Below are 26,556 nucleotides of genomic sequence, written 5' to 3' on the forward strand. Positions count from 1 at the left end.
CTGGCGCGGACATTGGCTTCACTCAGCGACTTGCCGGTGGCGCCGTTCCACAGCCGGGCCGTGACGCCCTCGAAGCTCGACTTGCCCGCGAGGTCGGCGACGTGCTCGCCGGCGATGATCAATTCGCCGCGCTCGCCGTCGACATGGCTCAACACGGTCTCGGCGGCGGGAACGCCGTCCAGACCGATTTGGCTCTTTGTGAGATGCATATTCATGGCCTGATCTCCTTGCTTCACCCCTTCAAGGTCAGGCCTCTCGACGAATTGATCAATCTTGATTATATAAATCAATATGAAAAAATCCGCCGAACTTTACCTCTCCGCGCGCGAAGCCGCCGCCGAGCTCGCGATCTCGCCGGCGACCCTCTACGCCTATGTCAGCCGCGGGCTGATCCGCTCCGAGCCGTCGCCGGATTCGCGCAGCCACCGCTACCGCGCCGAGGACATCAGGGGGTTGAAGGAGCGCCGCGTGCCGTCGCCGGAGCCGCGCGGCTTCCGTAATTTCGACGCCGATCTGCCGGTGATGGATTCGGCGATCGCGACCATCACCGAACAGGGCCCGATCTATCGCGGCGTCAACTGCGTCGATCTCGCCGAGCGCGACACGCTGGAGCACACCGCGACGCTGCTGTGGGACGTCACCGGCGTCGATCCGTTCGCGCCGGACAATTGTCCGCACCTCTCGGACGAAATGCGCGCCATCGCCGAAGCCGCGCGCCGCGCCCAGCCGATCGATCGGACGGTGGCCGTGCTGGCGCTGGCGGCAAGTGCCGATCCCGGCGCCTTCACGCGCGCGCCGGACGGCCGCGCCATGGTCGGCGGCCGCATCCTGCGGCTGCTGGTCGCGACCATGCTGAATGCCGTGCCATCGAACGAGCCGCTGCACGAGCAGGTGGCGCGGGTTTGGACGCCTGACAACAAGCACGCGCCCGACCTGATCCGCCGCGCGTTGGTGCTGCTCGCCGATCATGAACTGAACGCGTCGACCTTCACCGCACGCTGCGCGGCATCGACCGGGCTCAATCTGTACGACGCCGTGATCGCGGGTCTCGTTGCGCTGAAGGGACCGATGCATGGCGGTGCCGGCGTGCTCGCCTCGCGCCTCGTCAAGACGATGCTCGACAATGACGTTGCGCCAGTGGTCCGCGAGCGCGTCGCGCTTGGCGAGCGTTTCGCCGGCTTCGGGCACGGCGTCTACAAGAAGGGCGATCCGCGGGCGATCTCGCTGCTCGAGGCGCTGACGCGGGCCGGCGCGCCGCGCAAATTCACCAGGGAAGTGCCGGAGCGGATCGCGGAGGCGACCGGCGAATTCGTCAACATCGATTATGCGCTGGCGGTGCTGGTGCATGCGCTGCGGATGCCAGCGGGCAGCGAGCTCGCGCTGTTTGCGATGGCCCGCAGCGTCGGCTGGATCGCACATGCCAGCGAGCAGCTTCAACTCGGCAAGTTGATCAGGCCTCGCGCGCGCTATGTCGGACCGGCGCCCGGGCGGGCGGGAACGACCAACAGCCTCTAGCTATTTGGCCGGCTTGGCCGGTTCGATCAGGCTGCCGCCGTGCCGGCGGCGGATGGTCCAGACGGCCAGCGCCAGGATTACGGCGCCGCCCGCGACCGCAAACATCCAGAGATGCTTGCCGACATGGCCATGATGCGGCAGGCCGGCATAGTCGTGCAGCGCGGTGACGGCGAGCACGCCGGGCAGCACATGCGCCGGCGCCCAGAGCAGGATCGCGGGGATGTTGACCGCGTAGAAGCGCGCCGGCGGCATGTCGAGCGCGCCGGCCGTGATCGGCACGAAGGCGCGGATCGGCGGCACGAAGCGGGCGAAGAACACCGCGAGCACGCCCCAGCGATTGAAGAACGCCTCACTCTGCGCCACTACGCGGGGGTAGTTGGAAAGCGGCCAGGCCGACAGGATCTCGCGCTGGCTGCGGTGGCCGATCAGGTAGGCGGTGCCGTCGCCGAGCATCGCGCCGGCGGCGGCCGCGGCGAGCACCGGCAGCAGCTTCAGTTCCCCGCCCGGCACCAGCGCGCTTAGCGCCAGGATGATGGTCGAACCCGGCACCAGGGAGCCGATCACCGGAACCGCTTCCAGCAGGGCGGCCAGAAACAGCGTCAGATAGGCGAGCCAGGCATGGGCCGAAACGAACGCGATGAACGGGTCAAGGAATGAAGTCACAAAATTCCCATGCGGCGGTGATATGGATTGGAGAGCTAACAACTCCCTGCCGGGGTGGAAAGTGCCTCGCGGGCAGGCAGGGCGTCCGCACGCTGCGGCGAAAGTGCGGCGTGATTCGCAGGGCAGCCTTTCAAAAACCGGCGTCCGGACCTATCTTCATGATAGGACAACGGAACTTTGATTGGCCCGCGGGCTTCTGCCGGCCGTTGCTCTCTGCTAGGCTTGTGCCTAGCACCCCATCCGCAGCCAAACCATCAATCTGGTTTCGGGAATGCCCGGGACCTCGGAGGATGAATGACGACCGCCGTCCAGACCAAAACACAAGAACCCGTCGTCGGCTTGCCCGACATGAAGGTGTCGGTCCGGCAGGTCTTCGGGATCGATAGCGATCTGGAAGTTCCCGCCTATTCGGAAGTCGATCCGCATGTGCCGGAAACCGACCCGGACTATCGCTTCGACCGCGCGACGACGCTCGCGATCCTCGCCGGCTTTGCCAAGAATCGCCGCGTGATGGTCACCGGCTATCACGGCACCGGCAAGTCGACCCACATCGAGCAGGTTGCGGCCCGCCTCAACTGGCCCTGCGTGCGCGTCAACCTCGACAGCCACATCAGCCGTATCGATCTCGTCGGCAAGGACGCCATCGTGGTCAAGGACGGCAAGCAGGTCACCGAATTCCGCGACGGCATCCTTCCCTGGGCGCTGCAGCACAATATCGCGCTGGTGTTCGACGAATACGACGCCGGCCGCCCGGATGTGATGTTCGTGATTCAGCGCGTGCTGGAAGTCTCCGGCCGCCTGACGCTGCTCGACCAGAACAAGGTGATCAAGCCGCATCCGGCGTTCCGCCTGTTTTCGACCGCCAACACGGTCGGCCTCGGCGACACCTCGGGCCTCTATCACGGCACCCAGCAGATCAACCAGGGCCAGATGGACCGCTGGTCGATCGTCACCACGCTGAACTACCTCGCCCATGACGAGGAAGTGGAGATCGTGCTGGCCAAGGCGCGCCACTACCGCACGCAGGAAGGCCGCGACATCGTCAACAAGATGGTGCGGCTTGCGGACCTCACCCGCAACGCCTTCGCCAATGGCGACCTGTCGACGGTGATGAGCCCGCGCACGGTGATCACCTGGGCCGAGAACTCGGACATCTTCAACGACATCGGCTTCGCGTTCCGCGTCACCTTCCTCAACAAGTGTGATGAACTGGAGCGGCCGCTGGTCGCCGAGTTCTACCAGCGCTGCTTCAACGTCGAGCTGCCGGAATCCTCGGTCAACGTGGCGCTCAGCTAGTCCATGCCGAAAATCTCCGTCGAGCGCACAGTCACACAGACGAAGAAGGCGGTGCTCGGCGGATTGCTCCACTACAACAACGAGAAGATGGGGAAGCAGAAGTACAAGCGCTTCGCCATCTCGCTGCGGCAAGATGACAAGATTGTCGGCGGCATCGTCGGCGAGGTCTGGACCGCGGTGTTGTTCATCCAGTTGTTCTGGATGGAGCAGAAGTTTCGCAACAAGGGCTTTGGCGCGAAGCTGATCAAGGCGATCGAGGACGAGGCGCGGCGCTTCGGAGCGATGCGATCCTATCTGGATACGATGAGCTTCCAGGCGCCGGGCTTCTACCGCGCCAATGGATATAAAGAGTTCGGTTCGATTGAGGGGTATCCCGGCGGCGTAACGCGCCATTGGTTTACGAAATCGCTATGACAACCTCCAACATCAAATTCCGTCCCGGATCCAAGGAAGCGCCGACCGAGCCGTTCAAGCGCTCGGTGTCGGCGTGCCTGAAGGCGATCGCCAAGAAGCCGGAGCTCGAAGTCTCCTTCGCCGCCGAGCGCCCCGGGCTCGCGCCCGGCAAGGCGCGGCTGCCGGAGCCGGCACGCAAGATGACCAAGCGCGATGCCGCGATCGTGCGCGGCCACGCCGATTCGATCGCGCTCAAGATCGCCTGTCACGATCCTAAGGTGCATCGCAAGCTGATGCCGGGTAACCCGCAGGCGCGCGGCGTGTTCGAGGCGGTCGAGCAGGCGCGCGTCGAGGCGATCGGCTCGCGGCGGATGGCGGGCGTTGCGAAGAACCTCACCGCGATGCTCGACGATCATTTCCACCGCGGCAAGTATGACGAGATCACCGATCGCGCCGACGCGCCGCTGTCGGATGCGCTGGCGATGCTGGTGCGCGAACGTCTGACCGGCATGGCCCCGCCCGCGGCCGCCAAGAAGATGGTCGATCTCTGGCGTCCGACCCTGGAGGACAAGATCGGCTCGCGGCTCGACAAACTCAGCCGTTTCACCGAGGACCAGGCGAGGTTCGGCGACCTCGTCCATGATCTGCTGTCGGCGCTCGATCTCGGCGACGACCGCAACATGGATTCGGACGATGACGACGACCAGGACGAGAACCAGGACGGCGAGAGCGATCAGTCCGGCGCCGAGGGCTCGCCCGACTCCGATGCCGCGCAAGAGATGAGCGCCGACCAGGCGCAGACGTCAGCGGAAGAGATGAGCGAAAGCGCGATGGAGAGCGCGCAGGCCTCCACGTCTGATACGTTCGACGACGGCGAGCTAGGCGACGACGAGACGCCGGGCGAGGCGACGCGGCCGAATGCGCGCGGCCAGAACGAGCCGCGCGGTCCGGAATATCACGCCTTCGCGCCGAAATTCGACGAGGTGATCGCCGCCGAGGATCTCTGCGACCACGACGAGCTCGAGCGGCTGCGCTCCTATCTCGACAAGCAGCTCGCGCATCTGCAGGGCATCGTGGCGCGGCTCGCCAACCGCCTGCAGCGCCGGCTGATGGCCCAGCAGAACCGCGCCTGGGAGTTCGATCTCGAGGAGGGCATCCTCGATCCGGCGCGGCTGTCGCGCGTCGTCACCGATCCCTATCATCCGCTGTCCTTCATGCATGAGAAGGAGGCGACCTTCCGCGACACCGTGGTGACGCTGCTGCTGGATAACTCCGGCTCGATGCGCGGCCGCCCGATCACGGTCGCCGCCACCTGCGCCGACATTCTGGCGCGCACGCTGGAGCGGTGCGGCGTCAAGGTCGAGATCCTCGGCTTCACCACGCGCGCCTGGAAGGGCGGGCAGTCGCGCGAGGCGTGGCTCGCGGCCGGCAAGCCGGCCAATCCGGGCCGCCTCAACGATCTCAGGCACATCATCTACAAGTCGGCCGACGCACCCTGGCGTCGCGCGCGGAAGAATCTCGGGCTGATGATGCGCGAAGGCCTGCTCAAGGAGAACATCGACGGCGAGGCGCTCGACTGGGCGCACAAGCGCCTGCTCGCGCGTCCCGAGCAGCGCCGCATCCTGATGATGATCTCCGACGGTGCGCCGGTCGACGACTCCACGCTGTCGGTCAATCCCGGCAACTATCTCGAGCGGCATCTGCGGCACATCATCGACGAGATCGAGACCCGCTCGCCGGTCGAGCTGATCGCGATCGGCATCGGTCACGACGTGACGCGCTACTATCGCCGGGCCGTGACCATCGTGGACGCCGAAGAGCTCGGCGGCGCCATCACCGAAAAGCTCGCCGAGCTGTTCAGCGAGACTCACGGCTCGGCGCCCGCGCCGGGCATCCGGCGCCGCCTCCACTCGTGAGACATGCGCTCACCCCCTAGCCGCCGCCGTTTCCTCCAGGGTATGGCGGCGGGGCTGTCGGCCGCCGCCCTGCCGCGTCTTGCGCAGGCGCAGAGCGCGACCCAGCCGCCGGCAACGCCGAGACCGGCTGCGAGGCCGAGCCCCTACCGGGTCAACGAACCGGTTTCGATCGACGTCAACGCGCGGCTGCTGCCGTCGTTCGACATCCGCGATCGCGCGCGCACGCGGTTCGGCGCGCTGGAATATCGCAGCGGTCTGATCCTGACCTCGTCGTTCTCCGGCTTCGGCGGCCTCTCCGCGCTACGGCTCGATGCCAAGGGCGAACGCTTCATCGCGGTCAGCGACCAGGGCAGCTGGTTCACCGGTCGCATCGTCTATCGCGGCCGGGAGATGGTCAGGCTCGACGATGTCGAGGCGGCACCGCTGCTCGGCGCCGACGGCAGGCCGATCACCGCGACCCGCGGCTGGTATGATTCGGAATCGCTCGCGCTCTACGGCTCGTTCGCCTATGTCGGGCTCGAGCGGGTCAACCAGGTGCTGCGCTTCGATTTCGCCAAGGGCTTTACCCGCTCGCGCGGCGAGGTGATTGCGCTGCCGCCGGCGGCACGCAAGCTTCCCAACAACAAGGGGCTGGAGGGGCTCGTCTTCGTGCCGAAAGGCCAGCCGCTTGCGGGTACGCTGATCGCATTCTCGGAACGCGGGCTCGATGCGAGCGGCAATCTGGTCGCCTTCCTGGTCGGCGGCAAGACGCCGGGCCAGTTCAGCGTCCGCCGCAGCGAGAATTTCGACATCAGCGACGCGGTCCTGCTGCCGTCGGGCGGTCTGTTGATTCTGGAGCGGAAATTCTCCTGGTTCGGCGGCGTCGGCATCCGCATCCGCCGTCTCGCGCTGTCCGAGATCGCGCCCGGCGCCGTGGTCGACGGCCCTGCGATCTTCAATGCCGATCTCGGCAACGAGGTCGACAATATGGAAGGCATCGACGCCCATGTCACGGAGGAGGGCGAGACCGTGCTGACCATGGTCTCCGACGACAATTTCTCCCTGATCCAGCGCAACCTGCTGCTGCAGTTCACGCTGGTGGACTGAGGCGCCGGCCCGAGGGACGCCGTCAGGGCATTGCTGATCTGCGCCCCGGCCTGCGCGGCCTTCCGGACAGTTGGTGATCGGCCGTGGTGCCTCTATCTTAACCGGGCCCTTTCCCCGATCCCGGATATCCGCCGCATGAGCTCCCTGTTCTCCCCGATCGAACTGCGCGACCTGAAACTCTCCAATCGCATCATGGTCTCGCCGATGTGCCAGTATTCGGCCATCGACGGCTCCGCCAACGACTGGCACTTCACCCACATCAACATGCTGGCCCTGTCCGGCGCGGCGATGTTCTGCATCGAGGCCACCCATGTCGAGGATATCGGGCGGATCACGCCGGGTTGCCTCGGTCTGTACAACGACGCCAACGAGGCGGCGCTGAAGCCGATCCTGGCCTCGGTGCGCAAGCATTCGAAAGCGGCGGTCGCGATGCAGCTCGCCCATGCCGGCCGCAAGGCGTCGAGCCAGCGCCCCTGGGAGGGCGGGCAGTTGATCCCGATTGCCGAAGGCGGCTGGCAGACGGTCGGACCATCTGACGTCCCGCACAAGGAAGGCGAGGCCGCGCCGGTGGCACTCAACGACGCCGGCCTGAAGCGCATCCGCGAGGCTTTTGTCGCGTCGGCAAAGCGCGCCGACCGGCTCGGCATCGATGCGCTCGAGCTGCACGGCGCGCACGGCTATCTGCTGCACCAATTCCTTTCGCCGATCGCCAACAAGCGGACCGATCGCTATGGCGGTTCGCTGGAAAACCGCATGCGCTTCCCGCTGGAAGTGTTCGATGCCGTGCGCGCAGTATTCCCGGATCACAAGCCGATCGGCATGCGGGTGTCGGCGACCGACTGGGTCGAGGGCGCCTGGGACCTTGCGCAGACCATCGAGTTTGCCAGGGAGCTGAAGAAGCGCGGCGTCGACTGGATGGATGTCTCCTCCGGCGGCGTCTCGCCGTTGCAGAAGATCCCGCTCGGGCCGGGCTATCAGGTGCCCGCGGCGCTGGCGGTCAAGGAGGCGACCGGCGTTACCACGATGGCGGTCGGCCTGATCACGGAAGCGAAGCAGGCGGAGGAGATCGTCTCGTCCGGCAAGGCCGACATGGTCGCGCTCGCCCGCGGCATGCTCTACGACCCGCGCTGGGGCTGGCACGCTGCCGCCGAGCTCGGCGGCGAGGTGAGCGCGCCGCCGCAATACTGGCGCTCGCAGCCCTCGACGCAGAAGGCGCTGTTCGGCAAGACCACGTTCGGGACGCGCTGACAGCGCACCTCGCTTGCGAGGTCACTGCATGGCGGGCCCGAACCAGCGCGTCAGCGCGGCGTGGAGGCCCGTCGTGTCGGCGTCGTCGGCCGCCCAGGCGATGCAGGCATCCGGACGGATCAGCAGCGAAGCGCCGCCGCGTCCTGGCACGCATCGCACGAAGATGTCCCAGCGTGCCGCGATCGCTGACGCAGCTCCATCAGTCGCATCGACCAGCACGGCCCTGCCGTCCTCCATCTGATCGAACAAGGTTGTTTCCGCGCCGTCGTCGCCGAGAGCAAAATTGCCGGAGAGCCGGCCGACCGAGGGATGGTCACTGCCGAGATCGTAACGGATCCGGATGCCGCTGATCATTTCGCCGAAATAGCGGGTGCCCTCGTCGAGGCTCATCAGGTCAGCGACGATCTCGCGCAAGGCGTCCGTCATGACATCAGGCCGCATCAAGGCGACCTGGGCGCGGGTGTTGGCGATCACCCTTGCCGCGATCGGATGCCGCTCCTCCGTGTAGCTGTCGAGCAGGCTTTCGGGCATGCGATCGCAGACGACCGCCGCAAGTTTCCAGCCGAGATTGACCGCATCGAGCAGGCCGAGATTGAGGCCTTGTCCGCCGAATGGCGAGTGCACATGCGCCGCATCGCCCGCCAAAAGGACGCGGCCCCTGCGATAGCTGTCGGCCTGTCGCGCATTGTCGGTGAAGCGCGTGGCGGTCTTGACCGCGGTGACGCGAACGTCGACGCCGCTGATCCGGCGCAGGGTGGTCTCGATCTCCTCGCGCGTGACCGGTGCGCTGCGATCGGCCGGCGGTCCGTCGAACTCGGCCAGGAACACCCGGCCAGGAATCGGTCCATAGGCCATCATGCCGACCGGCGTCCGCCGCCAGCCGACCGGCAGAAGTCGATCCGGATGATCGAGATCGACGATGGCCTGGTGTCCCGTGAGGGTCGGTTCGGTGCCGGGGAATACGAAGCCCGCGCGCTTGCGCACGGCGCTGCGTCCGCCGTCGCAGCCGACCAGATAGGCCGCGCGCAGCGTGGCATCGCCGGACGCGTCGCTGGTCCGCGCCACGACGCCGTCGCCGCTATCCTCGAAATCGATCAACTCGCAGCCGCGCCTGATCTCGATGCCGAGCGCGTGGGCGCGCTCGGCGAGCATCGTTTCCAGGGCTTGCTGGTTCACCCCGCGCAACCGCCGGTCCGGCTCGCGCTGACGCGTCTGGTCGATCAGGAAAATGCCCGAGAAGTGACCGCCGAATTTCTTGAACGGCAGGTCGCTCGCATCGCCCGCGCCCTTCATGAGCCTGGACATGCTGTCCGCCATGCTGCGTTCGACCGCATTCATCGCGTCGCCGAGGCCGCGGCGCTCCAGGGCCTCGCCTGCCAGCGCGCCGATCGCGCCGGCCTTGATGGTCTGGTCGGGCTCGGTCAGCCGCTCGATGACGATCACGTCGGCGCCGCCCAGGGTCAGTTCGATCGCCAGCAGCAGTCCGGTCGGCCCGGCACCGACCACAACCACATCTGTTCGTTCACGCGTCACGCCGTCACCATAAAATTGTACTCAGTATAATATTTACTATGGTACAAATTCCCGCATGTCAAATCAGGGCGGATTGCGCGAGCGGAAGAAGGAGGCGACGCGCCAGGCGATCTCGGATGTCGCCACCGAGCTGTTCCTGGAACGCGGCTTCGACAATGTTTCGGTGGCCGAAGTCGCCGAGGCCGCCGAGGTCTCCCGGATGACGGTGTTCAATTACTTTCCACGCAAGGAAGACCTGTTCTTCGACCGTGAAGAGGAAAGCCGTCAGTTGCTGCGGACTGCCTTTGCCGAACGTCCGGCCGGCGAGGCGCCGATCGCGACTCTCCGCAAGCTGGTGCACAGCCTGGCGGATCGCGTGCATCCGTTCGCGAAATTCACCGACGCAACGGCGAAATTCTGGCGCACCGTTGCCGAAAGCCCGGCGCTCTCGGCGCGGGCGCGCGAGATGCGTGACGAACTGATCAATGATCTCGCGAGCGTGCTGGCGGGAGCCATCAACCGCCCGCTCGCCGATGCCGATGCCCGGCTCGCCGCGTCGATGGTGGTCACGGCGCTGACCGTCGCCTATGCGGAAGGGCTTCGCGAGCACAAGGCCCGCAGGTCGGCTGCGTCGTCACGCGAGACTTTCCTGCGGATCATGGAGCGAAGCTTTTCCGGTATCGCGATCATGCTGAAGGATACGCCCTACGCATAGATCCTGGCCGAGCCGGATGCGACAAGGCCATTGTTCTGCCGTAGCCGGGGCAGCTACTCTCGAAGCGCGTGCGAAAGACACGCATCGAACAAAGAGAGGAAACCCATGGAACTCGGATACTTCGCGATGCCGTCGCATCCGCCGGAGTGCGGATTGAAGGAGGGCCACGACTGGGACCTGCAGGTGCTGCGCTGGCTCGACGAACTCGGCTATCAGGAAGCCTGGATCGGCGAGCACCACACCGCGCCCTGGGAGCCGCATCCGTCGCCTGATCTCTTGATCGCGCAGGCGCTGCTGCAGACCAAGAATATCCGCATCGGGCCCGGCGGCTTCCTGCTGCCGTATCATCACCCGGCCGAGCTCGCCAACCGCGTCGCGATGCTCGATCATCTCTCGAACGGGCGGCTCAATTTCGGCGTCGCGGCCTCCGGGCTGCCGAGCGACTGGGCCATGTTCAATGTCGACGGCATGTCAGGACAGAACCGCGACATGACGCGCGAAGCGCTCGAGATCATTTTGAAGATGTGGACCGAGCCGGCTCCCTGGACCCACAAGGGCAAGTTCTGGACCGTGACCAAGCCGGACACGATGTTCGATTTCCTCAAGCCGCACATCAAGCCTCAGCAAGCGCCGCATCCGCCGATCGGCGTCGCGGGACTCTCCAAGAATTCGGACACGCTGAAGCTCGCCGGCGAGCGCGGCTTCATTCCGATGAGCCTCAACCTCAACCCCGCCTATGTCGGCAGCCACTGGGACTCGGTCGAGGCGGGCGCGGCCAAGACCGGCCGCACGCCGAGCCGCAAGGATTGGCGAATGGTGCGCGAGGTATTCGTCGCCGACACCGATCAAGAAGCATGGAAGCTGTCGACCGGCGACATGATGGGCCGGATGATGGGCGAGTACTTCCTGCCGCTGCTCGGCCACTTTGGTTTCAAGGATTATCTGAAGGCCTCGCCCGACGTGCCGGACAGCGACGTCACGGTCGAATATTGCGCGCGCAACAACTGGATCGTCGGCTCGCCCGCGACGGTCACCGAGAAGATCGAGAAGATTTACCAAGAGGTTGGCGGCTTCGGCGTGCTCCTGGTGTTCGGCTTCGACTACAAGCACAAGCCGGAAGCCTGGCACAATTCTCTGCGGCTCCTGAAGCAGGAGGTGCTGCCGCGGCTGAAGCATCTCGACGCCTCGGTCGGCCGCGCAGCGTAGGTTTGACGGTGAGGATAATACGGGGCAGCGGTAACGCTGCCCCGTAGTCATGACGGATCGCCGGCGTCAGGCGGTGCCGAGCCAGAACCGCGTTTCGGTTTGCGCCCAGCCCTTGCCGATGCGGTTGCTCAGCCAGGTGTCGCTGCGCTTCAGACCCTTGTCCTTCTGGCCCTCCGGCGTGTTGCGCCAGGCCTGCCAGCGATACTGGCCGTAGATACTGACGATGCGCGCCGCATAGGTCAGCGCCAGCTGCGAATCGCCTCTGATGATGACGAGGTTGTCGTCGTTCTTGGTGCTGGCGCGGTCGGAGAAATTGTGCGAGCCGGTCATGACCACCGGGTTCTTGCCGGCCGGGTCCAGCACGATCACCTTGCTGTGTACGGCGATCATGAATTTGCCGGTGTTCTTGATCTCGTGCTCCCACCAGTCCGCGGTCTTGTCGATGCCGGCGGGCCGGATCACGTCGGCGATCTGCTTGCCCTTGAAGACCTGCTGCTGCCCGTCGCCGGCCAGGAGCTGCAGCTGATCCTTCGGACTGTCCTTGCCCTGCGCCGGGAAATTGTTGAGCACCCCGCGCACATAGAGCTTCTTGTCCTGCGCCTTCTCCAGAATCGGGCCGAGCAGGCCCTTGTTGCCGGGATTGAGCATCAGGCACACCGCGCCATGCTCGGTGTCCTCGATCATCTTGGTGGCTTCCTTGAGGTCGCCGCTCCTGGTGGTCGGCGTGAACCAGACGCTGAGCCTCGACTTGCCGATGGTGAAAGGCCATTCGTGATCGCCGGCCACGGCTAGCGCCTTCGGCGACTTGCTGCCGTCGGCGTAGATCGCTTTCCAATGGTCGTGATAGGCCGCCGCGACCTTGTCGTCGGTGATCTCGAGCCCGTTGTTGTTCTGGGTGCACAGTCCGGTCCGGGTCCAGTTGGTGCTGCCGGTCCAGACCACCTTCGGCTTCTGCGCACCGTCGCAGAACACCGCGAACTTGTTGTGAGCGTAACGGCTCGGCGCGATCTTGCGGCGGACGATGTCGACGCCGGCCTTCTTCAGCACGCCGGCGTTCTTCTCGGTGTCCTTGGCGGTGGCGTCGGACTTGCCGGTGCTGTTGCCGAGCACGACGTGTGCCTTGCCCTTCATCGCGGTCAGCGCGGCGATCAGCTCGGGGTCGTTGAGCTCGTAGAGCGCGAGATAGACGTCGCGCTTGCTCTTCTTGGCTTCAGCCACCAGCGCCAGCAGGCGGGCGCCGAGCTGGCCCTTGAGGAAGTCGCGGATCTTGTTGCCCTTGGTCGAGATCGCCTTCTCCAGGGTTTGCGCCGGCTTCTTGTCCTTGCCGATGGCGCGCGACAGCCATTGCGCCGAGATCGTGCCGCGGTTGAACCACGGCTTGAGCGGGCCCGACGGCATGGCGGAGACGTATTCGGTCCATGTCGCTGGCGCGCTGTAGGCGGGCTTTACCTTGGCGGGGCCGTCCTTGAGAACCGGAACGACGCCATAGCGGACCGGCGCGTCAGTCGGCGCCAGGAAATCGGTCCAGTTCGTCTTCTGCACCGGCCATTCGGTGCTCGGCCGATGTTCGCCCGGCTTGTGATCCTGCGCCTGGTCCTCGAACCCGACCCAGGTGTCGACCACGGTTGCACTTTTGCCCTGCTGCTGACGATACAGCGCAAAGCCGAGGCAGTCCGGGATCATTGCCGCGACCTCCCAGACCACGAGGATGCCGTCGGTGGTCGGGAACGCCTGAATTGTGGACATCATGGTGATGCTCCAAATCCCTGATGAGAAATATCCGGTCGACATGAACCTGGCGCGTCAACGTCGCCCGGCGATCCCTGAAGTCGCGTCGGATCGTTCCGGGCGTCGGGGCAGCTGATCTAGCAAGGAGAGTATGCCAGACAATCTACAACCGGGTCTGTCGGCAGGATCACAGATCGGTCACGCCATGCGCACCCGTTGGGCCGCGATGCTGTGGACCCGATCGCGGCTCCCTACAGCAGCCGCACCGTGACCTTCGCCTTGCCTTTATGGTCGCCGTAGAACCATCCGCAGGCCCAGGGCAGGCCGATGACGGCCTGGTTGACGTAGAGGAAGATCTCGCCGCTGCGATCGGCGGTGAAACGCGCCTTGTAGACCTGCGAGTCGGTGTTCGACACCGGCAGGGGGTCGAGGAAATACTCGTCGACCCCAGTTTCGCCGACCCGTGCGATCAGCCTGAACCATGGCCGGAACAGGATCCGCCGCAGGAAGATCGCGAAGTAGCCGCGCAACTGCTTTGTGCCTTCGATGGTCGAGGTCCGGTATCCGATCGGCGTCACCGCGCGTCCGGCGTCCTCCCAGGGCTCCGACATCGTGATCGCGATCTCGTACTTGAACCCGGTGCGGACCTTGAGACCGGTCGGCGCACAGATCGCGCCGGTGTCGAAGTCGGCGGCATCCTGCGGGATGCCCTTGTCGACGGCGACAAGCTTGTCCGTTGCAGTGCCCCTGCAGAATGCCCCCGTCGAATCGGCGAGATTGAACAGGAAGTGGCTGACCAGCGTCGCGCTGAACCAGACCAGCAGGGCTGTCAGTGCAAACGGCACGACATGCCGCTTTCCGACATTGAGGATCCACTGATAGATCGCGCAGGTGCGGAATCGATAGATCGCGTTGTGCACGAAGCCGGAGAGCGGCACAGGGCTCGCGCGGTTACGCCAGATGATCCGCATCCTGTCCCGGATCGTCGCGCTGAGCGAACTGCCTACACCCATCAGCACGATGACAGCGAGGATGCCGCCCGCGAACCATTCCGGGTTGCCGGCGTACCAATCGGTCCACCAATGAAAGGAATCGGGCAGGAACGATTGAACGAAGCGCACCAGCTCCGAGATCATCCTGACATAGGAGCTGAATTCGTGCTCCTTGTGCTGGTTATGGAACAGCCAGAACGCGGCCAGATGCAGCGACGCCGCCAGCGTGGCGAAGTAGGCGATCCGGCGCATCCAGACGTAGTTCCACAGCTTCTCCTGCGCGGCATAGCGCGCCGGTGCGCCCGCGGGCGTCTCAAACGTATTGGCGCCGAGCGGGGTGACCTGGCCGCTGCGCGAGACGACCACGTAGTTCGGCGGAAGTCCGATCGGGGCATAGGCATTGGCGCCGCTGTCGATCCGCTCGAACACGCTCTCGTGGATCTTCGGCATCGGCACGCTGACGCCGGCATAGGGATCGTTGCAGAGGTCGGCGACCTTGCGTGGACCGTACCGGTAGTACGCGCCGAGGCCCGCCCGCGAATCGTAGAGCCGGCCATCCTTGTCTTCGGAGGACTTGATTGACTTGATCGCGTCAGGGTCGGCGATCGGTGCGCTCTTGAATGCGAGGCCGCGCTTGACGGCTTCGTCGACCAGCCAGGCCAGCGGCACGAAGGCGACGGCGTCGTCCGGATAGCCGCCGCCGACATTGGCGTGCATTCCGACGAACCAGACCTGGACGAGGCGCTCGCCATCGATGCTGGTCGGCACCGCGGGTGGAGGCTGTTCCGGCTCTTGCTCGGTCCAGAGCACCGGATGAAAGGTCGTGCGCTCGTCGTCGAGCGCAAGCGCGTGTCGCGCGCATTTCACCTTCGGGCTGAGAATCCGGTTCGGCAGTTCGAGCGGCCACACCCAGTTGGAGATGCCGCGCGTCATCTCGTCGATCGGCAGGCCATAGGCCGCGACGGTGTCCCAGATGCCGATGAACTCGATCGCCGGCACCGGCTTCCGCGCGATCCTTGCATACGGCTTGTTGCCTCGAAGCCGATCCCACAGCGGCACAAGAACATAGTCGCGCAGCGCGCGGAACAGCACCTCGATGCGCCAGATCGAGTGGTAGCCCTCGGCCCGGTATGCGCGATAGGCCTTCACCGCGCCGTCGTGCAGCTCGGATTCGGTGTCCGCGACGATCAGGCCCTGATCGAGGATGAGTGCGGCGAGCGTGCGCACGGTGAATGCGCCGCGGCTGAATCCGAACAGGTAGACCTTCGAATCGTTCTCGTGGTCGTAGTTCCGGCAGATGAACTTGTAGGCGTCGAGGATGTTGCGCTTGAGGCCGTAGCCGAAGGCGCCGCCGAGGATGGCCAGCGGAATGAATTTCGACGTGCCGACGCCGTCATCATACTTGGCGGCCTGCGTATTGCCCTGCAAATCCAGCGACTGAAATATCCGCCAGACGTTGGTGCGCCAGACGCTGGAAGCGGCGTTGCCGGTGCCATCGGACAGAATAATGATCTTCGGACTCGGCATTGAAAGACGCTCGCTGAAACGAATGAAGCGGGTGGCGCAGCGTAGCAGGGACGGGATCGTTTGCTACCTTTGATCGCTCTTTAAACATTCCATGCCGCGATAGGTGTGAACTGGCGCACAAAGCGTCACGTGGTCGCGGCCATGTGAGAGGCGACGGCTTTCGCGTTGCTGCGAAAAGGCCTAGCCTGATAGCGGCGCAATTCATTGATGAGGCACAGCGATGCGCAGCCACGTCAGAAAATTTGCCCATGTCCTTGAGCGCTTCGGTCTTGCTTTGGCGGGAGCTGCAAGCGGTCTGTTTGTCGCCATCCATGTCGGCTCGAGCGTCTCGGCGCTGACCTCGCAGGCGTTCCTGCTCGTCATGATGCTGGGCGGCGCGATCGGCTTCTATCTCGGCATCGATACGCCGCCCAAGCTGTTCCACCCGAAGGATTCGGCGTCGATGCGCAAGATCGACGCGGCGGAGCTGCTCGGCGCGATCGGGACCTTCCTCGCGACGATGGTTGCGTTCTTCTCGGTTGGCGTCGTCGTGCTGCGCAGCGAGCCGGACATCGGCTGGACCGCGGCCATCATGGCGGGCTGGGTGCTCGGCGTTGCCATGCAGATCGTCGGCGGTACGATCGCGCGGGCGCGCGCTTGAAGCGTCGGAGTGGCGTTGGACGAGCTGGTTTGCTGGCTCGGGATCGGTCGTGTTGCAGGGGGGATGGTCTGAACGCAAGTCCTGTGTCGGCCGTCACCCGCTATGCCGGGACACCGCAAAGGCCTACGCCAAGCCGGATCAGCCGCTACTCCGTCTCCCTCATCGGTTCGCGACCTTGGCGGGGTCCTTGACCGTCTTGAACGTCTCCTGCTCGACGCTGTAGAGCTCGCCGCCGACCTTCTCGACCTTGCGAATGTAGATGTCGTGGACGACCTCGCGCGTCTTCGGGTCGATCGACATCGGGCCGCGCGGGCTTTCCCAGGCCATGCCCTTCATGGCTTCGACCAACGCATCGCCGTTGGTCTTGCCGGCGGTCACCTTCAGCGCCTCGTATATCAGATGCATGCCGTCATAGGCGCTGACGCTGATGAAGTTCGGTCGAACATTCGCGTTGGCCTTGCGGAATGCCGCGACATAGTCGCGGTTCAGGTCGGATGGATGCGCGGCGGAATAGAACCCCGCCGTGATCATGCCGATCATCGCATCGCTCATGCCCGGCAGGTCCTCATCGTCGGCGATGTCGCCGGGGCCGATCAGCTTGATCCCGCTCTTGTCGAGCCCGCGCTCGACAAACTGCTTGGCCAGGATACCGGCCTGGCTTGTCGGGACAAAAATGAACAGGGTGTCGGGATTGCCATCCCGCGCGCGCTGCAGGAACGGCGCGAAATCGGGGTTGGCCAGCGGCACTTTCAGCGCTTCGACGATCGTTCCACCGGCCGCGGTGAAGCTCGCCGAAAATACGCCGGCGGCTTCGCGCCCGGGTGCCCAGTCGGACGCGATGATGGTGGCCCGCCTCGATCCGTTCCTCGCCGCCCAATCCGCCAGCACGCTGGCCTGCTGCGCGTGCGTCCAACTGGAGCGCACGAAGTAAGGCGACCGTTCGGTCACGATCGAGGTGCCCGACACCATGACGACGGTTGCCGTCTTGCTCTCATTGGCCAGCGGCGCGAGCGCCAGCACGCTCGGCGTCAGCCCGCCGCCGAGGATCGCGACCTCGTCGTTGACGATCAGCTCCTGCGCAATGCGCTTGGCGTTGTCGGGCACGCTGGCATCGTCCCGGACGATCAATTCGACCTTGCGGCCGGCGACCATGTCGCCGTGCTGTGCCATGTAGAGCCGCGCCCCGGCGACCGCCTGTTTGCCGACCGGCCCCAGGACGCCGGTCAACGGCATCACCAGCCCGACCCTTACGACGTCCTGCGCCTGGGCGTGTCCCGGTCGCACCGCCGCAAGCGCCAGAACAGCCCCGACCAACACGGCAAACCGGGTGCTCGACATGGACAACCTCCCGCGAGCCCGGAGATGATGCCGGGCCGGTTCGCGACTATCGGCTTCGCGCCAGGGAAGTCCTGATGAAGAAGTGACAGAACGGCGAATTTCCTGCTAAATTTTCCCGATTGGTGCCGTCTGTGGGCATGGAGTGACCTCTATGGACCCGGCGACTGATTCCATTTTGATATTTGATTCCTTTGAGCTTGATCTCGCCCGCGGCGTAGCCCGCGTGGATGGCGTCGATCTCGATCTCAGGCCGAAATCATTCGCGGTGCTTGGCTATCTTGCCGGCAATGCCGGGCGGCTGGCATCCAAGCAGGACCTGCACGAGGCCGTCTGGGGTAACGTCGCGGTTTCCGACGACTCGCTCGTCCAGTGCATCCGCGAGCTGCGCCTGAAGCTGCGCGATGATGACCACAGTATCATCAAGACGGTGTCTCGCCGCGGCTATCGCCTCGATGCCAGGCCGGTGCCGCCGCCGCACGATCATGGATCGCAGAACGCCTCGCGCCAAATGTCCGCTCCACGCGGCATCGCAGCACGCTTGGCCGCGCTTCCCCGAAGGTCGCTGGTCGCCGGCCTGTCGGTGATGGCCTTCGCATCACTCGCATCCGCGCCGCCGATTGCCGCCGGGATGAGGCATCCTCTGGCCGAATTGGCGCACTGGTTTGTGCCGGAGGACCACGGCATCGTGCCGGAGCAGGATGTCGAGCGGATCACCGCGCTGGCCGCCGAGAAGCAGCTGCCGCTTCCCGCCTATCGCGTTCGCGCGCCGGCAAGTGACGTGCCGGACAATGTCCGCCGCTTTCTCGGCGTGTGGGTGAGCGACCAGGGATGGATCAATTCGCACCGCCAATTCATGATGATCGTCACCAATGTCGATCGGGACGGTGTCGCGACCGGCTATCTCGTGAACGGCCCGGCGATGCCGCACAGCCGGGTACCCGGGCCCGGCTTTTCCGGCGGCTTCACCGGTTATGTCCTCGACGACGTCTTGCGCTATGACGGCAATACCGGACTGCATTCCGCCTCCATCACCGCGGATGGACGGATCGAGTTCAAGCTCGTCTTCCGCGAGGGAGGTACCAGTGTCGTGTTCCTCGAACCGCTCTGGACCCTTGCTCACCCAGGCCGCGTTGCCCGCAGTCAAACCTGATCGAGGCGCACCCGGTGTGATTACGTGCGCCGCGAAACACCGAGCCCCGCCAGATGCGTGTCGACGAACTGCGCAAGCCGCTCGCGCAGCATCTCGGGCGGGACCGCGACCATGCGCTCCTCGAGGCCGAGCGAGATGATGCCGTGGACCGCGGAGAACATCATCCGCGACAGCAGCGCGACGTCGCCGGGATCACGATCGGGCAGCAGGCGGAGCAGCGGCGTCTGCATCAGCGCGAACGCGTCCATCACCATCGTGAGGATGTCTTCCGGAAATGGCCGGTCGTCCTCCATCCGGTGCTCGAACAGCGAGCGCAGCAGATTGGCGTGCTCGGTGGCGAAGCCGAGATAGGCGTCGGCAAGTCCGTGCAGCTGGCGCAGGGGATCGTCGGCCGGGACCGCCTTGAGCCGCGTGGTCAGGGCGTGAACGGTCTCCCGGTTCACGGTCAGGATCAACCCGTCGAAGTCGCCGAACTCATTATAGACACTGCCGATGGAGCACCCGGCGGCCTCGGCGACATCGCGAACCTTGAGTGATTTCAATCCCTTAGTTGAGATTGACCGGCGCGCGATCTCGATCAGCAGGGCTCGCCGCTGAAGTTTTTTTTGGTCTCGTCGCGATTCTTCTTGAACAATGTTCATTTTCATACTACTAATTTGAGCGTTGCTCAAGTTGACATAGGAGGCCACTCAGATGCAGACCCTAGCACTTCAATTGACCACCACCCTTGTCGATGACGCGATCGAGCTCGTGAAGGGCTTCGGCCGCGCCGTCCTCACTCTGGCGACCGCGCCGATCGAGCGGATCGCCCGCGCCTGCGACGTCGCAGGCGTCCTGGAGCAGCGGCGCGCGGATCGGCGCGCGCCGCGCCAGGCGGCTGCGAGCGGAGGCCGCTGCAAGCCGCGCAACTGTCGATGGTCGCCGTTCGGCGGCTTGAGTGAACTGACCTGAAGCACGCGGGCCGCAATTGTCGGCGAAACCTCAACAAAGCGCTCACCATGTCCCCTGCGAGCCGGTCCGGCGTCGATCAACCCCAGGTCCGGATAAGGTCTCGTACATCTCTGGCGGGCAATGTCGTGACCTCCCGGTGCGCCGGATTTTGCGCGCCTTCGAACCGATACGTTGCGGAAAAGACTAAAGGCTGCGGCATCCCCGTCATTTTCTCCACGCTCACCATTCTCCGCCACCCGAACTCGCAGACCTGCCAGCGCCGTGCGCGCTAACCCAAGGAACCGGTCATGATCAAGGAATTGATGACGTCCCGCCGCTTCGCGCCGCTGTTCTGGTCGCAGTTCTGCTCGGCGTTGAACGACAACGTGCTGAAGAACGCGCTCGTCATCATGCTGCTCTATGGCGTCGCCAACGAGCAGGGGCCGGCGCTGGTTCAGCTCGCGGGGGCGGTGTTCATCGCTCCGTTCTTCGTGCTCTCGGCGCTCGGCGGCGAGCTCGCCGACCGCTACATCAAGTCCGTCGTCGCCCGCCGGCTGAAGTTCTTCGAGATCTTCGCCGCGGCCTTTGCCGCCGCCGGTTTCTTCACCCATTCGATCCCGCTGCTGTTCATCGCGCTGGCGCTGTTCGGCATCGTCGCCGCGCTGTTCGGCCCGGTGAAATATGCCGTTCTGCCCGACCAGCTGTCGGTGTCCGAACTCGCGACCGGCAATGCGCTGGTCGAGGGCGCAACCTTCATGGCGATCCTGATCGGCACCATCGCGGGCGGCATGTTCGTCGCCGGCGCCAGCCACATGGGCTGGATCTGCGCTGCCGTGGTCGGTCTGTCGGTGCTGTCCTGGGCATTTGCGTCGCGCATCCCGGTGACCCAGCCGTCCGCGCCCGATCTGCCGATCACCAAAAATCCCTGGACCTCGACCGTGCGCCTGTTGAAGTCGCTCTATGCCGAGCCGCGGCTGTGGGACGGCATGGTGATCGTGTCCTGGTTCTGGATGGTCGGCGCGATCGTGCTGTCGCTGCTGCCTGCGCTGATCAAGGAAGGCGTCGGCGGCACCGAGGGCGTGGTCACGCTGTGCCTCGCCGTGTTCGCGATCGGCATTGCCGCCGGCTCGCTGTTCGCCGCGCAGCTCAGCCACGTTCGCCCGAACCTCGCGCTGGTGCCGATCGGCGCCATCGTGATGGGCGTGATCGGGCTCGACCTCGCCTGGGCGATCGCCACCACCTCGCTCGGCAAGGACGTCACCGCGGCCGCGTTCGCGAGCTCGTTCGGCGGCTTCCGCATGCTGGCCGACTTCTTTCTGTTCGCCTTCGGCGGCGGCCTGTTCGTGGTGCCGTCGTTTGCCGCCGTGCAGGCCTGGACCGCGCCGTCCGAGCGCGCCCGCATCATCGCCGCCGGCAACATCCTGCAGGCCGGCTTCATGGTCGCCGGCGCGGTGTTCGTCGGCGCGCTGCAGGCTGTCGGCCTGCCGATCGCCTGGATCTTCTTCGGCCTCGCCGTCGCGAGCTTCGGCACCGTCTGGTTCGTGCTGACCAAGTGGGGCAAGGAGGGCGTGCGCGACTTCGGTGCGCTGCTGTTCCGGGCGCTGTTCCGCCTCGAGGTGCGCGGCATGGAAAACCTGCCGCCCGAAGGCACGCGGATGCTGATTGCGCCCAACCATGTCAGCCTGGTCGACGGCCCGCTGCTACACGCCATGCTGCCGATCGACGCGAGCTTCGCGGTCGATACCGGCATCGCCAAGGCGTGGTGGGCCAAGCCGTTCCTGAAGATGATCAAGCACTACACGATGGATCCGTCGAAGCCGCTGGCGGCGCGCGACCTGATCAAGCTGGTCGCCGCCGGCGAGCCGGTGGTGATCTTCCCGGAAGGGCGCATCACGGTCTCGGGGTCGCTGATGAAGGTCTATGACGGCACCGCGATGATCGCCGACAAGGCCGATGCGGTGGTCGTCCCGGTCCGCATCGAGGGCGCGCAGCGTTCGCACCTCAGCTATCTCAAGAATGGCGAGATCAAGCGCTCCTGGTTCCCCAAGGTGACGATCTCGATCCTGCCGCCGGTGAAGCTGCCGGTCGACGAATCGCTGCGAGGCAAGGCGCGCCGAAACGCGGCCGGCGCCGCGCTGCAGGACGTCATGATCAACGCCATGGTCCAGAACGCGATGCTCGACCATACGCTGTTCGAGGGCCTCGGCCACGCCTATCGCGACCGCGACACCGGCAAGCCGATCATCGAGGACGCGCTCGGCACCAAGCTGACCTATCGCAAGCTGATCCTCGGCGCCCAGGTGTTGAGCCGCAAGCTCGAGCAGGGCACCGCGGTCGGCGAGAATGTCGGCGTGCTGCTGCCGAACTCGGCCGGCGTCGCCGTCGTGTTCATGGCGCTGCAGACGATCGGCCGGGTGCCGGCGATGCTCAACTTCTCGGCCGGTCCGGTCAACGTGCTGGCCGCGATGAAGGCGGCGCAGGTCAAGACCGTGCTGACCTCGCAAGCCTTCATCGAGAAGGGCAAGCTCGACAAGCTGATCGCGGCGCTCGCCGGCCAGGCGCGCGTCGTCTATCTCGAGGATGTCAGGGCCGGCATCGGCCTTGCCGACAAGATCGCGGGCTTCCGCGCCGGCATCACGCCGCGCGTCGCCCGCAAGGCCAACGATCCCGCGGTCATCCTGTTCACCTCGGGTTCGGAAGGCACGCCGAAGGGCGTCGTGCTGTCCCATCGCAACATCCTCGCCAACGCGGCGCAGGCGCTGGCGCGGGTCGATGCCAATGCCAACGACAAGGTGTTCAACGTGCTGCCGGTATTCCACTCGTTTGGTTTGACCGGCGGCATGATGATGCCGATCCTCGGCGGCATCCCGATCTTCATGTATCCGTCGCCGCTGCACTACCGGATCGTGCCCGAGCTGATCTACCAGACCGGCGCGACGATCCTGTTCGGCACCGACACCTTCCTCACCGGCTACGCCCGCTCGGCGCACGCCTATGACTTCCGCACGCTGCGGCTCGTCATTGCCGGTGCGGAGGCGGTGAAGGAGCGCACGCGGCAGATCTACATGGAGCGCTACGGCATCCGGATCCTCGAGGGCTACGGCGTCACCGAGACCGCGCCGGTGCTGGCGATGAACACGCCGATGGCCAACCGTCAGGGCACCGTCGGCCGGATCTCGCCGCTGATGCAGTACCGTCTCGATCCGGTCCCCGGCATCGAGGAAGGCGGCCGGCTGTCGGTGAAGGGCCCGAACGTCATGCTCGGCTATCTCCGTGCCGAGAATCCCGGCGTGCTCGAGCCGCTGCCCGAGGGCTGGCACGACACCGGCGACATCGTCGCGGTCGACGCGCAGGGCTTCATCGCGATCAAGGGCCGTGCCAAGCGCTTTGCCAAGATCGCCGGCGAGATGGTTTCATTGTCGGCGGTGGAGGCGATCGCGGCTGCGATCTGGCCGCAGGCCATGTCGGTTGCGGTCACGCTACCCGATCAGCGCAAGGGCGAACGCATCGTGCTGCTCACCACGCAGAAGGACGCCGACCGCGGCGCGATGCAGCGCCAGGCCAAGAGCGTCGGCGCTTCCGAGCTCGCAGTGCCGGCCGATATCCGCGTCGTCGACAAGGTGCCGCTGCTCGGCACCGGCAAGACCGACTATGTCGGCGCCACTGCATTGGCCAAGGAAATAGCAGCGGAACTCGCTGCGGCGCCCGCACCGCAGGCCGAGCCCGCCGGCGATGAGGGCGAGGCCGAGTCGGCGCAGCTGGCGCAACACGTCGCATGAGTCTTGGCATGATGGTTGTGCTTTTCGGGAGCATGTTGTCAGATAGACGACAACTGCTCCCGAGAAAGCACGATCATGCTGGACAAACTGAACCCGGCTACGGAGGACGCGCCTGAACTTGCCGCCGAGCGATGGATCGGCGCGCTGGATGCGGCGCTCGCGAGCCGTTCCACCGAGGCTCTATCCGCATTGTTTGCGCCGGAGAGCCACTGGCGCAATATCTTCGGCATCTCCTGGCAGTTTGCGACCTTCAGCGGGCGGCAGCGCGTCGTCGCCGAGCTGCTGGCGCGCGCTGAAGCGGTCGGCGCGCGCGGATTTCGTCTCGATGACCGTGCCTTGATACCGCGGCGGGCCGTGGTGGCCGGACGCGAGACGATCGAGGCGGTCTTCACCTTCGACACGTCGAATGGTCCCGGCACCGGCGCGGTCCGCCTGCTGCATGAGAGGAGCGGAAATTCCGTGGCGTGGACGTTCTCCACGATGCTCGACTTCAACCGCATCTGCGAGGCGCGCGCCGACGGCGCCGCCGAGCAATCCCATGCGCGCGATTTCGCCGCACCGGACTGGCTGGAGCAGCGGCAGGCCTCGCGCGCCTATGCCGACCGCGAGCCTGACGTGCTTGTTGTCGGCGGCGGCCATGCCGGCATCGCGGCCGCGGTCGAGTGCAAGCGGATCGGGCTCGATGCCCTGATCGTCGATCGCGAGCGGCGCATCGGCGACAATTGGCGGCTGCGCTATCGCGGCCTCAAGCTGCACAACAAGACGCCGGTCAATCTGTTCCGCTACCTGCCGTTCCCGCCGAGCTTCCCGGACTACATCCCGAAGGACAAGATCGCGAACTGGCTGGAAAGCTATGTCGACATCATGGAGCTCGACTTCTGGACCGAGACCTCGTTCGAAGGCGCGCGCTATGACGACACGACGCAGCGCTGGACGGTGGCATTGCAGCGGAGCGATGGCTCGCGCACGCTCCATCCGAAGCACATCGTGCTCGCGACCAGCGTCAGCGGCACGCCGAACATTCCCCGGATCGACGGCATCGGGAATTTCGACGGGAAGGTGCTGCACTCCAGCGCGTTCGCGGCCGGGCGCGAATGGGCCGGGCGCTCGGTCGTCGTGTTCGGCACCGGCACCAGCGCGCATGACATCTGCCAGGAGCTGCACGCCGCCGGCGCCGACGTCACCATGGTCCAGCGCAGCCCGACCATGGTGGTCAATGTCGAGCCGGCGCAGCTCTACGACAAGACCTATCTCGGCGACGGCCCGCCGATCGAGGTGCGCGATATCCTCAATTCCGGCGTGCCGCTGCCGGTGATGAAGATCGCGCACAGGATCATCACCGACGAGGTGAAGCGGCTCGATGCGCCCTTGCTGTCGCGGCTGGAGCGCGCCGGCTTCCGGCTCGAGTTCGGCGAGGACGGCACCGGCTGGCCGCTGAAATTCCGCTCCCGCGGCGGCGGCTACTACTTCAACGTCGGCTGCTCCGAGCTGATCGCCGACGGCAGGATACGCCTGATTCAGGCTGCCGACATCGCCGATATCACCGCTACCGGCCTTGCGCTGAAGGACGGCACCTCGCTCGCCGCCGAGCTGTTCGTGCTCGCCACCGGCTACAAGGGCCCGGACCATCTGGTCGGCAGGCTGTTCGGCGAGGACGTCGCCGAACGCGTCGGCCGGGTCTGGGGCTTTGACGATGCGAGCCAGGAGCTGCGCAACATGTGGATGCGCACGCCGCAGCCCGGCCTCTGGTTCGCCGGCGGCGCGTTCTCGCAGGCCCGCATCTACAGCCGCTTCATCGCGCTGCAGATATCCGCGATCGAGGCCGGCGCGCTTTCCAAACAACTCACCTGAACTCTACGCACTCACACTGAAGGACTCCCATGCCGCTTCCGCTCGATCCCGTCATTGAGAAGATCATTCCGCTGCTGCCGCTGCGCGATCCCGAAACCATGACGCCGCAGAGCTGCCGCGATTCGCTGCGCGCGCTGGCGGAGGCGCGCAAGGCGGTGCCGCCGCCGCCGGTCGACGTGGCACGCGACATCGAGGTCGCGGGCGCCGCCGGCAAGCTCGGCGCGCGGCTTTATCGGAGCGGCCGTGGCACGGCGCCGACCGTGATCTTCTTCCACGGCGGCGGCTGGGTCGCCGGCGATCTCGAGACGCACGATCGCCAGGCCCGCAACCTCGTGATCGACACCGGCGCTGTCGTGATCTCGGTCGATTACCGCCAGCCGCCGGAAACCCGCTTTCCCGGCGCGTTCGAGGATGCGTTCGCCGCGATCCGCGACGTGGTCGCGCGCATCGACGAATTCGGCGGCGATCTTTCCCGCGTCGGCGTCGCCGGCGATTCCGCAGGCGGCAATCTCGCCGCCACCACCGCGCTGGCCTGCCGCGACGCAGGCATCAGGCTCGCCGGTCAGCTGCTGGTCTATCCCGTCACCGATGTGGTCGGCAATTTCGCCGATCCGGGCGAGAACGCCAAATTTCCGTCGCGCGCCGAGAATGCGGACGGCTACTTCCTGACGCGGGCGACGATGCAGTGGTTCTGCGGGCACTATCTCGCCGACAAGGCCGAGGGCGCCGACTGGCGCGTCTCGCCGCTACGCGCCAAGAGCCTTGCCGGTGTCGCGCCGGCGGTCGTCACCACAGCCTGGTTCGACCCGCTGCGCGACGAGGGCCATGCTTACGCCAAGGCGTTGCAGGCGGCCGGCGTGCAGGTCGCGTATCATTCCGGCGAGGGGCTGATTCACGGCTATTTCGGCCTCGGTGATGCGTCGGAGGCCGCACGCGCCGAGGCGCAGCGCGCGCGGGCGGATTTTCGGGTGTTGCTGGAGCGGGGAGTCTGATTCCTCCCCGTCGTCCCGGCCTTTGTTGGCAAAGGGACTCTAACTTCCCCGTCGTCCCGGCGAAGGCCGGCAACTGTTA

The 26,556-nt window shown here is 65.7% G+C and carries 21 protein-coding genes; 14 read left to right on the forward strand and 7 right to left on the reverse strand.

Going from position 1 to position 26,556, the window contains the following annotated elements:
* Window positions 1-215, reverse strand: a 215-nt coding sequence (locus AKL29_RS44380) for a citrate/2-methylcitrate synthase (protein WP_283809385.1), incomplete at its 3' end; no start/stop codon positions are given.
* A 76-nt stretch (window positions 216-291) separates the two neighbouring features.
* On the opposite strand from AKL29_RS44380, the gene AKL29_RS03975 reads away from it, so the two are divergent.
* Window positions 292-1,515, forward strand: coding sequence for a citrate/2-methylcitrate synthase (locus AKL29_RS03975; RefSeq protein ID WP_028336177.1), 1,224 nt, complete (start codon window positions 292-294; stop codon window positions 1,513-1,515).
* Here the strand turns inward: AKL29_RS03975 and AKL29_RS03980 are convergent, their stop codons facing one another.
* Window positions 1,516-2,178: a DedA family protein gene (locus AKL29_RS03980; RefSeq protein ID WP_028336178.1), complete on the reverse strand. Its 663-nt coding sequence runs from the start codon at window positions 2,176-2,178 to the stop codon at window positions 1,516-1,518.
* 294 nt (window positions 2,179-2,472) lie between these two features.
* On the opposite strand from AKL29_RS03980, the gene cobS reads away from it, so the two are divergent.
* The 5 genes from cobS to AKL29_RS04005 all read left to right on the forward strand — a co-directional run bounded on the left by cobS (window position 2,473) and on the right by AKL29_RS04005 (window position 8,117).
* A complete protein-coding gene (gene cobS, locus AKL29_RS03985; RefSeq protein WP_028343271.1) occupies window positions 2,473-3,474 on the forward strand; it encodes a cobaltochelatase subunit CobS in 1,002 nt (333 codons plus the stop codon).
* A gap of 3 nt (window positions 3,475-3,477) precedes the next feature.
* Window positions 3,478-3,888 (forward strand): GNAT family N-acetyltransferase, encoded by a 411-nt coding sequence (locus AKL29_RS03990; RefSeq protein ID WP_050383207.1) that lies wholly within the window; start codon window positions 3,478-3,480, stop codon window positions 3,886-3,888.
* Entirely contained in the window at window positions 3,885-5,783 is a 1,899-nt protein-coding gene (cobT, locus tag AKL29_RS03995; RefSeq protein WP_028336180.1) for a cobaltochelatase subunit CobT, read from the forward strand. The genes AKL29_RS03990 and cobT overlap by 4 nt, the downstream gene beginning before the upstream one ends.
* Before the next feature lie 3 nt (window positions 5,784-5,786).
* A complete protein-coding gene (locus tag AKL29_RS04000; RefSeq protein WP_050383208.1) occupies window positions 5,787-6,869 on the forward strand; it encodes an esterase-like activity of phytase family protein in 1,083 nt (360 codons plus the stop codon).
* Window positions 6,870-7,004: 135 nt separating this feature from the next.
* A complete protein-coding gene (locus AKL29_RS04005; protein ID WP_050383209.1) occupies window positions 7,005-8,117 on the forward strand; it encodes an NADH:flavin oxidoreductase/NADH oxidase in 1,113 nt (370 codons plus the stop codon).
* Window positions 8,118-8,138: 21 nt separating this feature from the next.
* On the opposite strand, the gene AKL29_RS04010 is transcribed toward AKL29_RS04005, so the two are convergent.
* Window positions 8,139-9,650: an FAD-dependent monooxygenase gene (locus AKL29_RS04010; RefSeq protein WP_202814534.1), complete on the reverse strand. Its 1,512-nt coding sequence runs from the start codon at window positions 9,648-9,650 to the stop codon at window positions 8,139-8,141.
* Between the two features lie 55 nt (window positions 9,651-9,705).
* On the opposite strand from AKL29_RS04010, the gene AKL29_RS04015 reads away from it, so the two are divergent.
* Both AKL29_RS04015 and AKL29_RS04020 read left to right on the forward strand, forming a co-directional pair.
* Window positions 9,706-10,344 carry a TetR/AcrR family transcriptional regulator gene (locus AKL29_RS04015; RefSeq protein ID WP_050383211.1) on the forward strand — a complete coding sequence of 213 codons (639 nt, stop codon included), beginning with the start codon at window positions 9,706-9,708 and terminating at the stop codon, window positions 10,342-10,344.
* Between the two features lie 105 nt (window positions 10,345-10,449).
* Window positions 10,450-11,550, forward strand: a complete 1,101-nt coding sequence (locus tag AKL29_RS04020; RefSeq protein ID WP_050383212.1) for an LLM class flavin-dependent oxidoreductase — start codon at window positions 10,450-10,452, stop codon at window positions 11,548-11,550.
* Window positions 11,551-11,616: 66 nt separating this feature from the next.
* On the opposite strand, the gene AKL29_RS04025 is transcribed toward AKL29_RS04020, so the two are convergent.
* The gene (locus AKL29_RS04025; RefSeq protein WP_160321709.1) at window positions 11,617-13,299 is read right to left on the reverse strand and encodes a phospholipase D-like domain-containing protein; all 1,683 of its coding nucleotides are present in this window, start codon (window positions 13,297-13,299) and stop codon (window positions 11,617-11,619) included.
* A 230-nt stretch (window positions 13,300-13,529) separates the two neighbouring features.
* Complete coding sequence (locus AKL29_RS04030) at window positions 13,530-15,797, reverse strand: T6SS phospholipase effector Tle1-like catalytic domain-containing protein (RefSeq protein WP_050383214.1); 2,268 nt, start codon at window positions 15,795-15,797, stop codon at window positions 13,530-13,532.
* Window positions 15,798-16,017: 220 nt separating this feature from the next.
* Between AKL29_RS04030 and AKL29_RS04035 the strand changes: the two genes are divergently transcribed.
* Window positions 16,018-16,437, forward strand: a complete 420-nt coding sequence (locus tag AKL29_RS04035; protein ID WP_028336188.1) for a hypothetical protein — start codon at window positions 16,018-16,020, stop codon at window positions 16,435-16,437.
* 159 nt (window positions 16,438-16,596) lie between these two features.
* On the opposite strand, the gene AKL29_RS04040 is transcribed toward AKL29_RS04035, so the two are convergent.
* Window positions 16,597-17,775 (reverse strand): ABC transporter substrate-binding protein, encoded by a 1,179-nt coding sequence (locus tag AKL29_RS04040; RefSeq protein WP_050383215.1) that lies wholly within the window; start codon window positions 17,773-17,775, stop codon window positions 16,597-16,599.
* A gap of 151 nt (window positions 17,776-17,926) precedes the next feature.
* Between AKL29_RS04040 and AKL29_RS04045 the strand changes: the two genes are divergently transcribed.
* Window positions 17,927-18,925: a winged helix-turn-helix domain-containing protein gene (locus tag AKL29_RS04045; protein ID WP_050383217.1), complete on the forward strand. Its 999-nt coding sequence runs from the start codon at window positions 17,927-17,929 to the stop codon at window positions 18,923-18,925.
* A gap of 20 nt (window positions 18,926-18,945) precedes the next feature.
* On the opposite strand, the gene AKL29_RS04050 is transcribed toward AKL29_RS04045, so the two are convergent.
* Window positions 18,946-19,566, reverse strand: a complete 621-nt coding sequence (locus AKL29_RS04050) for a TetR/AcrR family transcriptional regulator (protein ID WP_193395186.1) — start codon at window positions 19,564-19,566, stop codon at window positions 18,946-18,948.
* A gap of 52 nt (window positions 19,567-19,618) precedes the next feature.
* On the opposite strand from AKL29_RS04050, the gene AKL29_RS04055 reads away from it, so the two are divergent.
* The 4 genes from AKL29_RS04055 (at window position 19,619) to AKL29_RS04070 (ending at window position 26,477) form a co-directional block, all read left to right on the forward strand.
* A complete protein-coding gene (locus AKL29_RS04055) occupies window positions 19,619-19,876 on the forward strand; it encodes a hypothetical protein (RefSeq protein WP_028336191.1) in 258 nt (85 codons plus the stop codon).
* A 287-nt stretch (window positions 19,877-20,163) separates the two neighbouring features.
* On the forward strand, window positions 20,164-23,634 hold the full coding sequence (locus AKL29_RS04060) for an acyl-[ACP]--phospholipid O-acyltransferase (protein ID WP_050383219.1): 3,471 nt from the start codon (window positions 20,164-20,166) through the stop codon (window positions 23,632-23,634).
* A gap of 75 nt (window positions 23,635-23,709) precedes the next feature.
* Complete coding sequence (locus tag AKL29_RS04065; RefSeq protein ID WP_050383220.1) at window positions 23,710-25,485, forward strand: NAD(P)-binding domain-containing protein; 1,776 nt, start codon at window positions 23,710-23,712, stop codon at window positions 25,483-25,485.
* 29 nt (window positions 25,486-25,514) lie between these two features.
* Window positions 25,515-26,477: an alpha/beta hydrolase gene (locus AKL29_RS04070; protein ID WP_050383221.1), complete on the forward strand. Its 963-nt coding sequence runs from the start codon at window positions 25,515-25,517 to the stop codon at window positions 26,475-26,477.
* Window positions 26,478-26,556 lie beyond the last annotated feature (79 nt).

The organism is Bradyrhizobium pachyrhizi, from assembly GCF_001189245.1.
GTDB classification, from domain to species: Bacteria; Pseudomonadota; Alphaproteobacteria; order Rhizobiales; family Xanthobacteraceae; genus Bradyrhizobium; species Bradyrhizobium pachyrhizi.

What these genes read in the sequence shown, in the direction of transcription:
- AKL29_RS03975 (WP_028336177.1), top strand. Translation starts at nt 292, where the DNA reads ATGAAAAAATCCGCCGAACTTTACCTCTCCGCGCGCGAAGCCGCCGCC.
- cobS (WP_028343271.1), top strand. Translation starts at nt 2,473, where the DNA reads ATGACGACCGCCGTCCAGACCAAAACACAAGAACCCGTCGTCGGCTTG.
- AKL29_RS03990 (WP_050383207.1), top strand. Translation starts at nt 3,478, where the DNA reads ATGCCGAAAATCTCCGTCGAGCGCACAGTCACACAGACGAAGAAGGCG.
- cobT (WP_028336180.1), top strand. Translation starts at nt 3,885, where the DNA reads ATGACAACCTCCAACATCAAATTCCGTCCCGGATCCAAGGAAGCGCCG.
- AKL29_RS04000 (WP_050383208.1), top strand. Translation starts at nt 5,787, where the DNA reads ATGCGCTCACCCCCTAGCCGCCGCCGTTTCCTCCAGGGTATGGCGGCG.
- AKL29_RS04005 (WP_050383209.1), top strand. Translation starts at nt 7,005, where the DNA reads ATGAGCTCCCTGTTCTCCCCGATCGAACTGCGCGACCTGAAACTCTCC.
- AKL29_RS04015 (WP_050383211.1), top strand. Translation starts at nt 9,706, where the DNA reads ATGTCAAATCAGGGCGGATTGCGCGAGCGGAAGAAGGAGGCGACGCGC.
- AKL29_RS04020 (WP_050383212.1), top strand. Translation starts at nt 10,450, where the DNA reads ATGGAACTCGGATACTTCGCGATGCCGTCGCATCCGCCGGAGTGCGGA.
- AKL29_RS04025 (WP_160321709.1), bottom strand. Translation starts at nt 13,299, where the DNA reads ATGATGTCCACAATTCAGGCGTTCCCGACCACCGACGGCATCCTCGTG.
- AKL29_RS04030 (WP_050383214.1), bottom strand. Translation starts at nt 15,797, where the DNA reads ATGCCGAGTCCGAAGATCATTATTCTGTCCGATGGCACCGGCAACGCC.
- AKL29_RS04035 (WP_028336188.1), top strand. Translation starts at nt 16,018, where the DNA reads ATGCGCAGCCACGTCAGAAAATTTGCCCATGTCCTTGAGCGCTTCGGT.
- AKL29_RS04040 (WP_050383215.1), bottom strand. Translation starts at nt 17,775, where the DNA reads ATGTCGAGCACCCGGTTTGCCGTGTTGGTCGGGGCTGTTCTGGCGCTT.
- AKL29_RS04045 (WP_050383217.1), top strand. Translation starts at nt 17,927, where the DNA reads ATGGACCCGGCGACTGATTCCATTTTGATATTTGATTCCTTTGAGCTT.
- AKL29_RS04050 (WP_193395186.1), bottom strand. Translation starts at nt 19,566, where the DNA reads ATGAACATTGTTCAAGAAGAATCGCGACGAGACCAAAAAAAACTTCAG.
- AKL29_RS04055 (WP_028336191.1), top strand. Translation starts at nt 19,619, where the DNA reads ATGCAGACCCTAGCACTTCAATTGACCACCACCCTTGTCGATGACGCG.
- AKL29_RS04060 (WP_050383219.1), top strand. Translation starts at nt 20,164, where the DNA reads ATGATCAAGGAATTGATGACGTCCCGCCGCTTCGCGCCGCTGTTCTGG.
- AKL29_RS04065 (WP_050383220.1), top strand. Translation starts at nt 23,710, where the DNA reads ATGCTGGACAAACTGAACCCGGCTACGGAGGACGCGCCTGAACTTGCC.
- AKL29_RS04070 (WP_050383221.1), top strand. Translation starts at nt 25,515, where the DNA reads ATGCCGCTTCCGCTCGATCCCGTCATTGAGAAGATCATTCCGCTGCTG.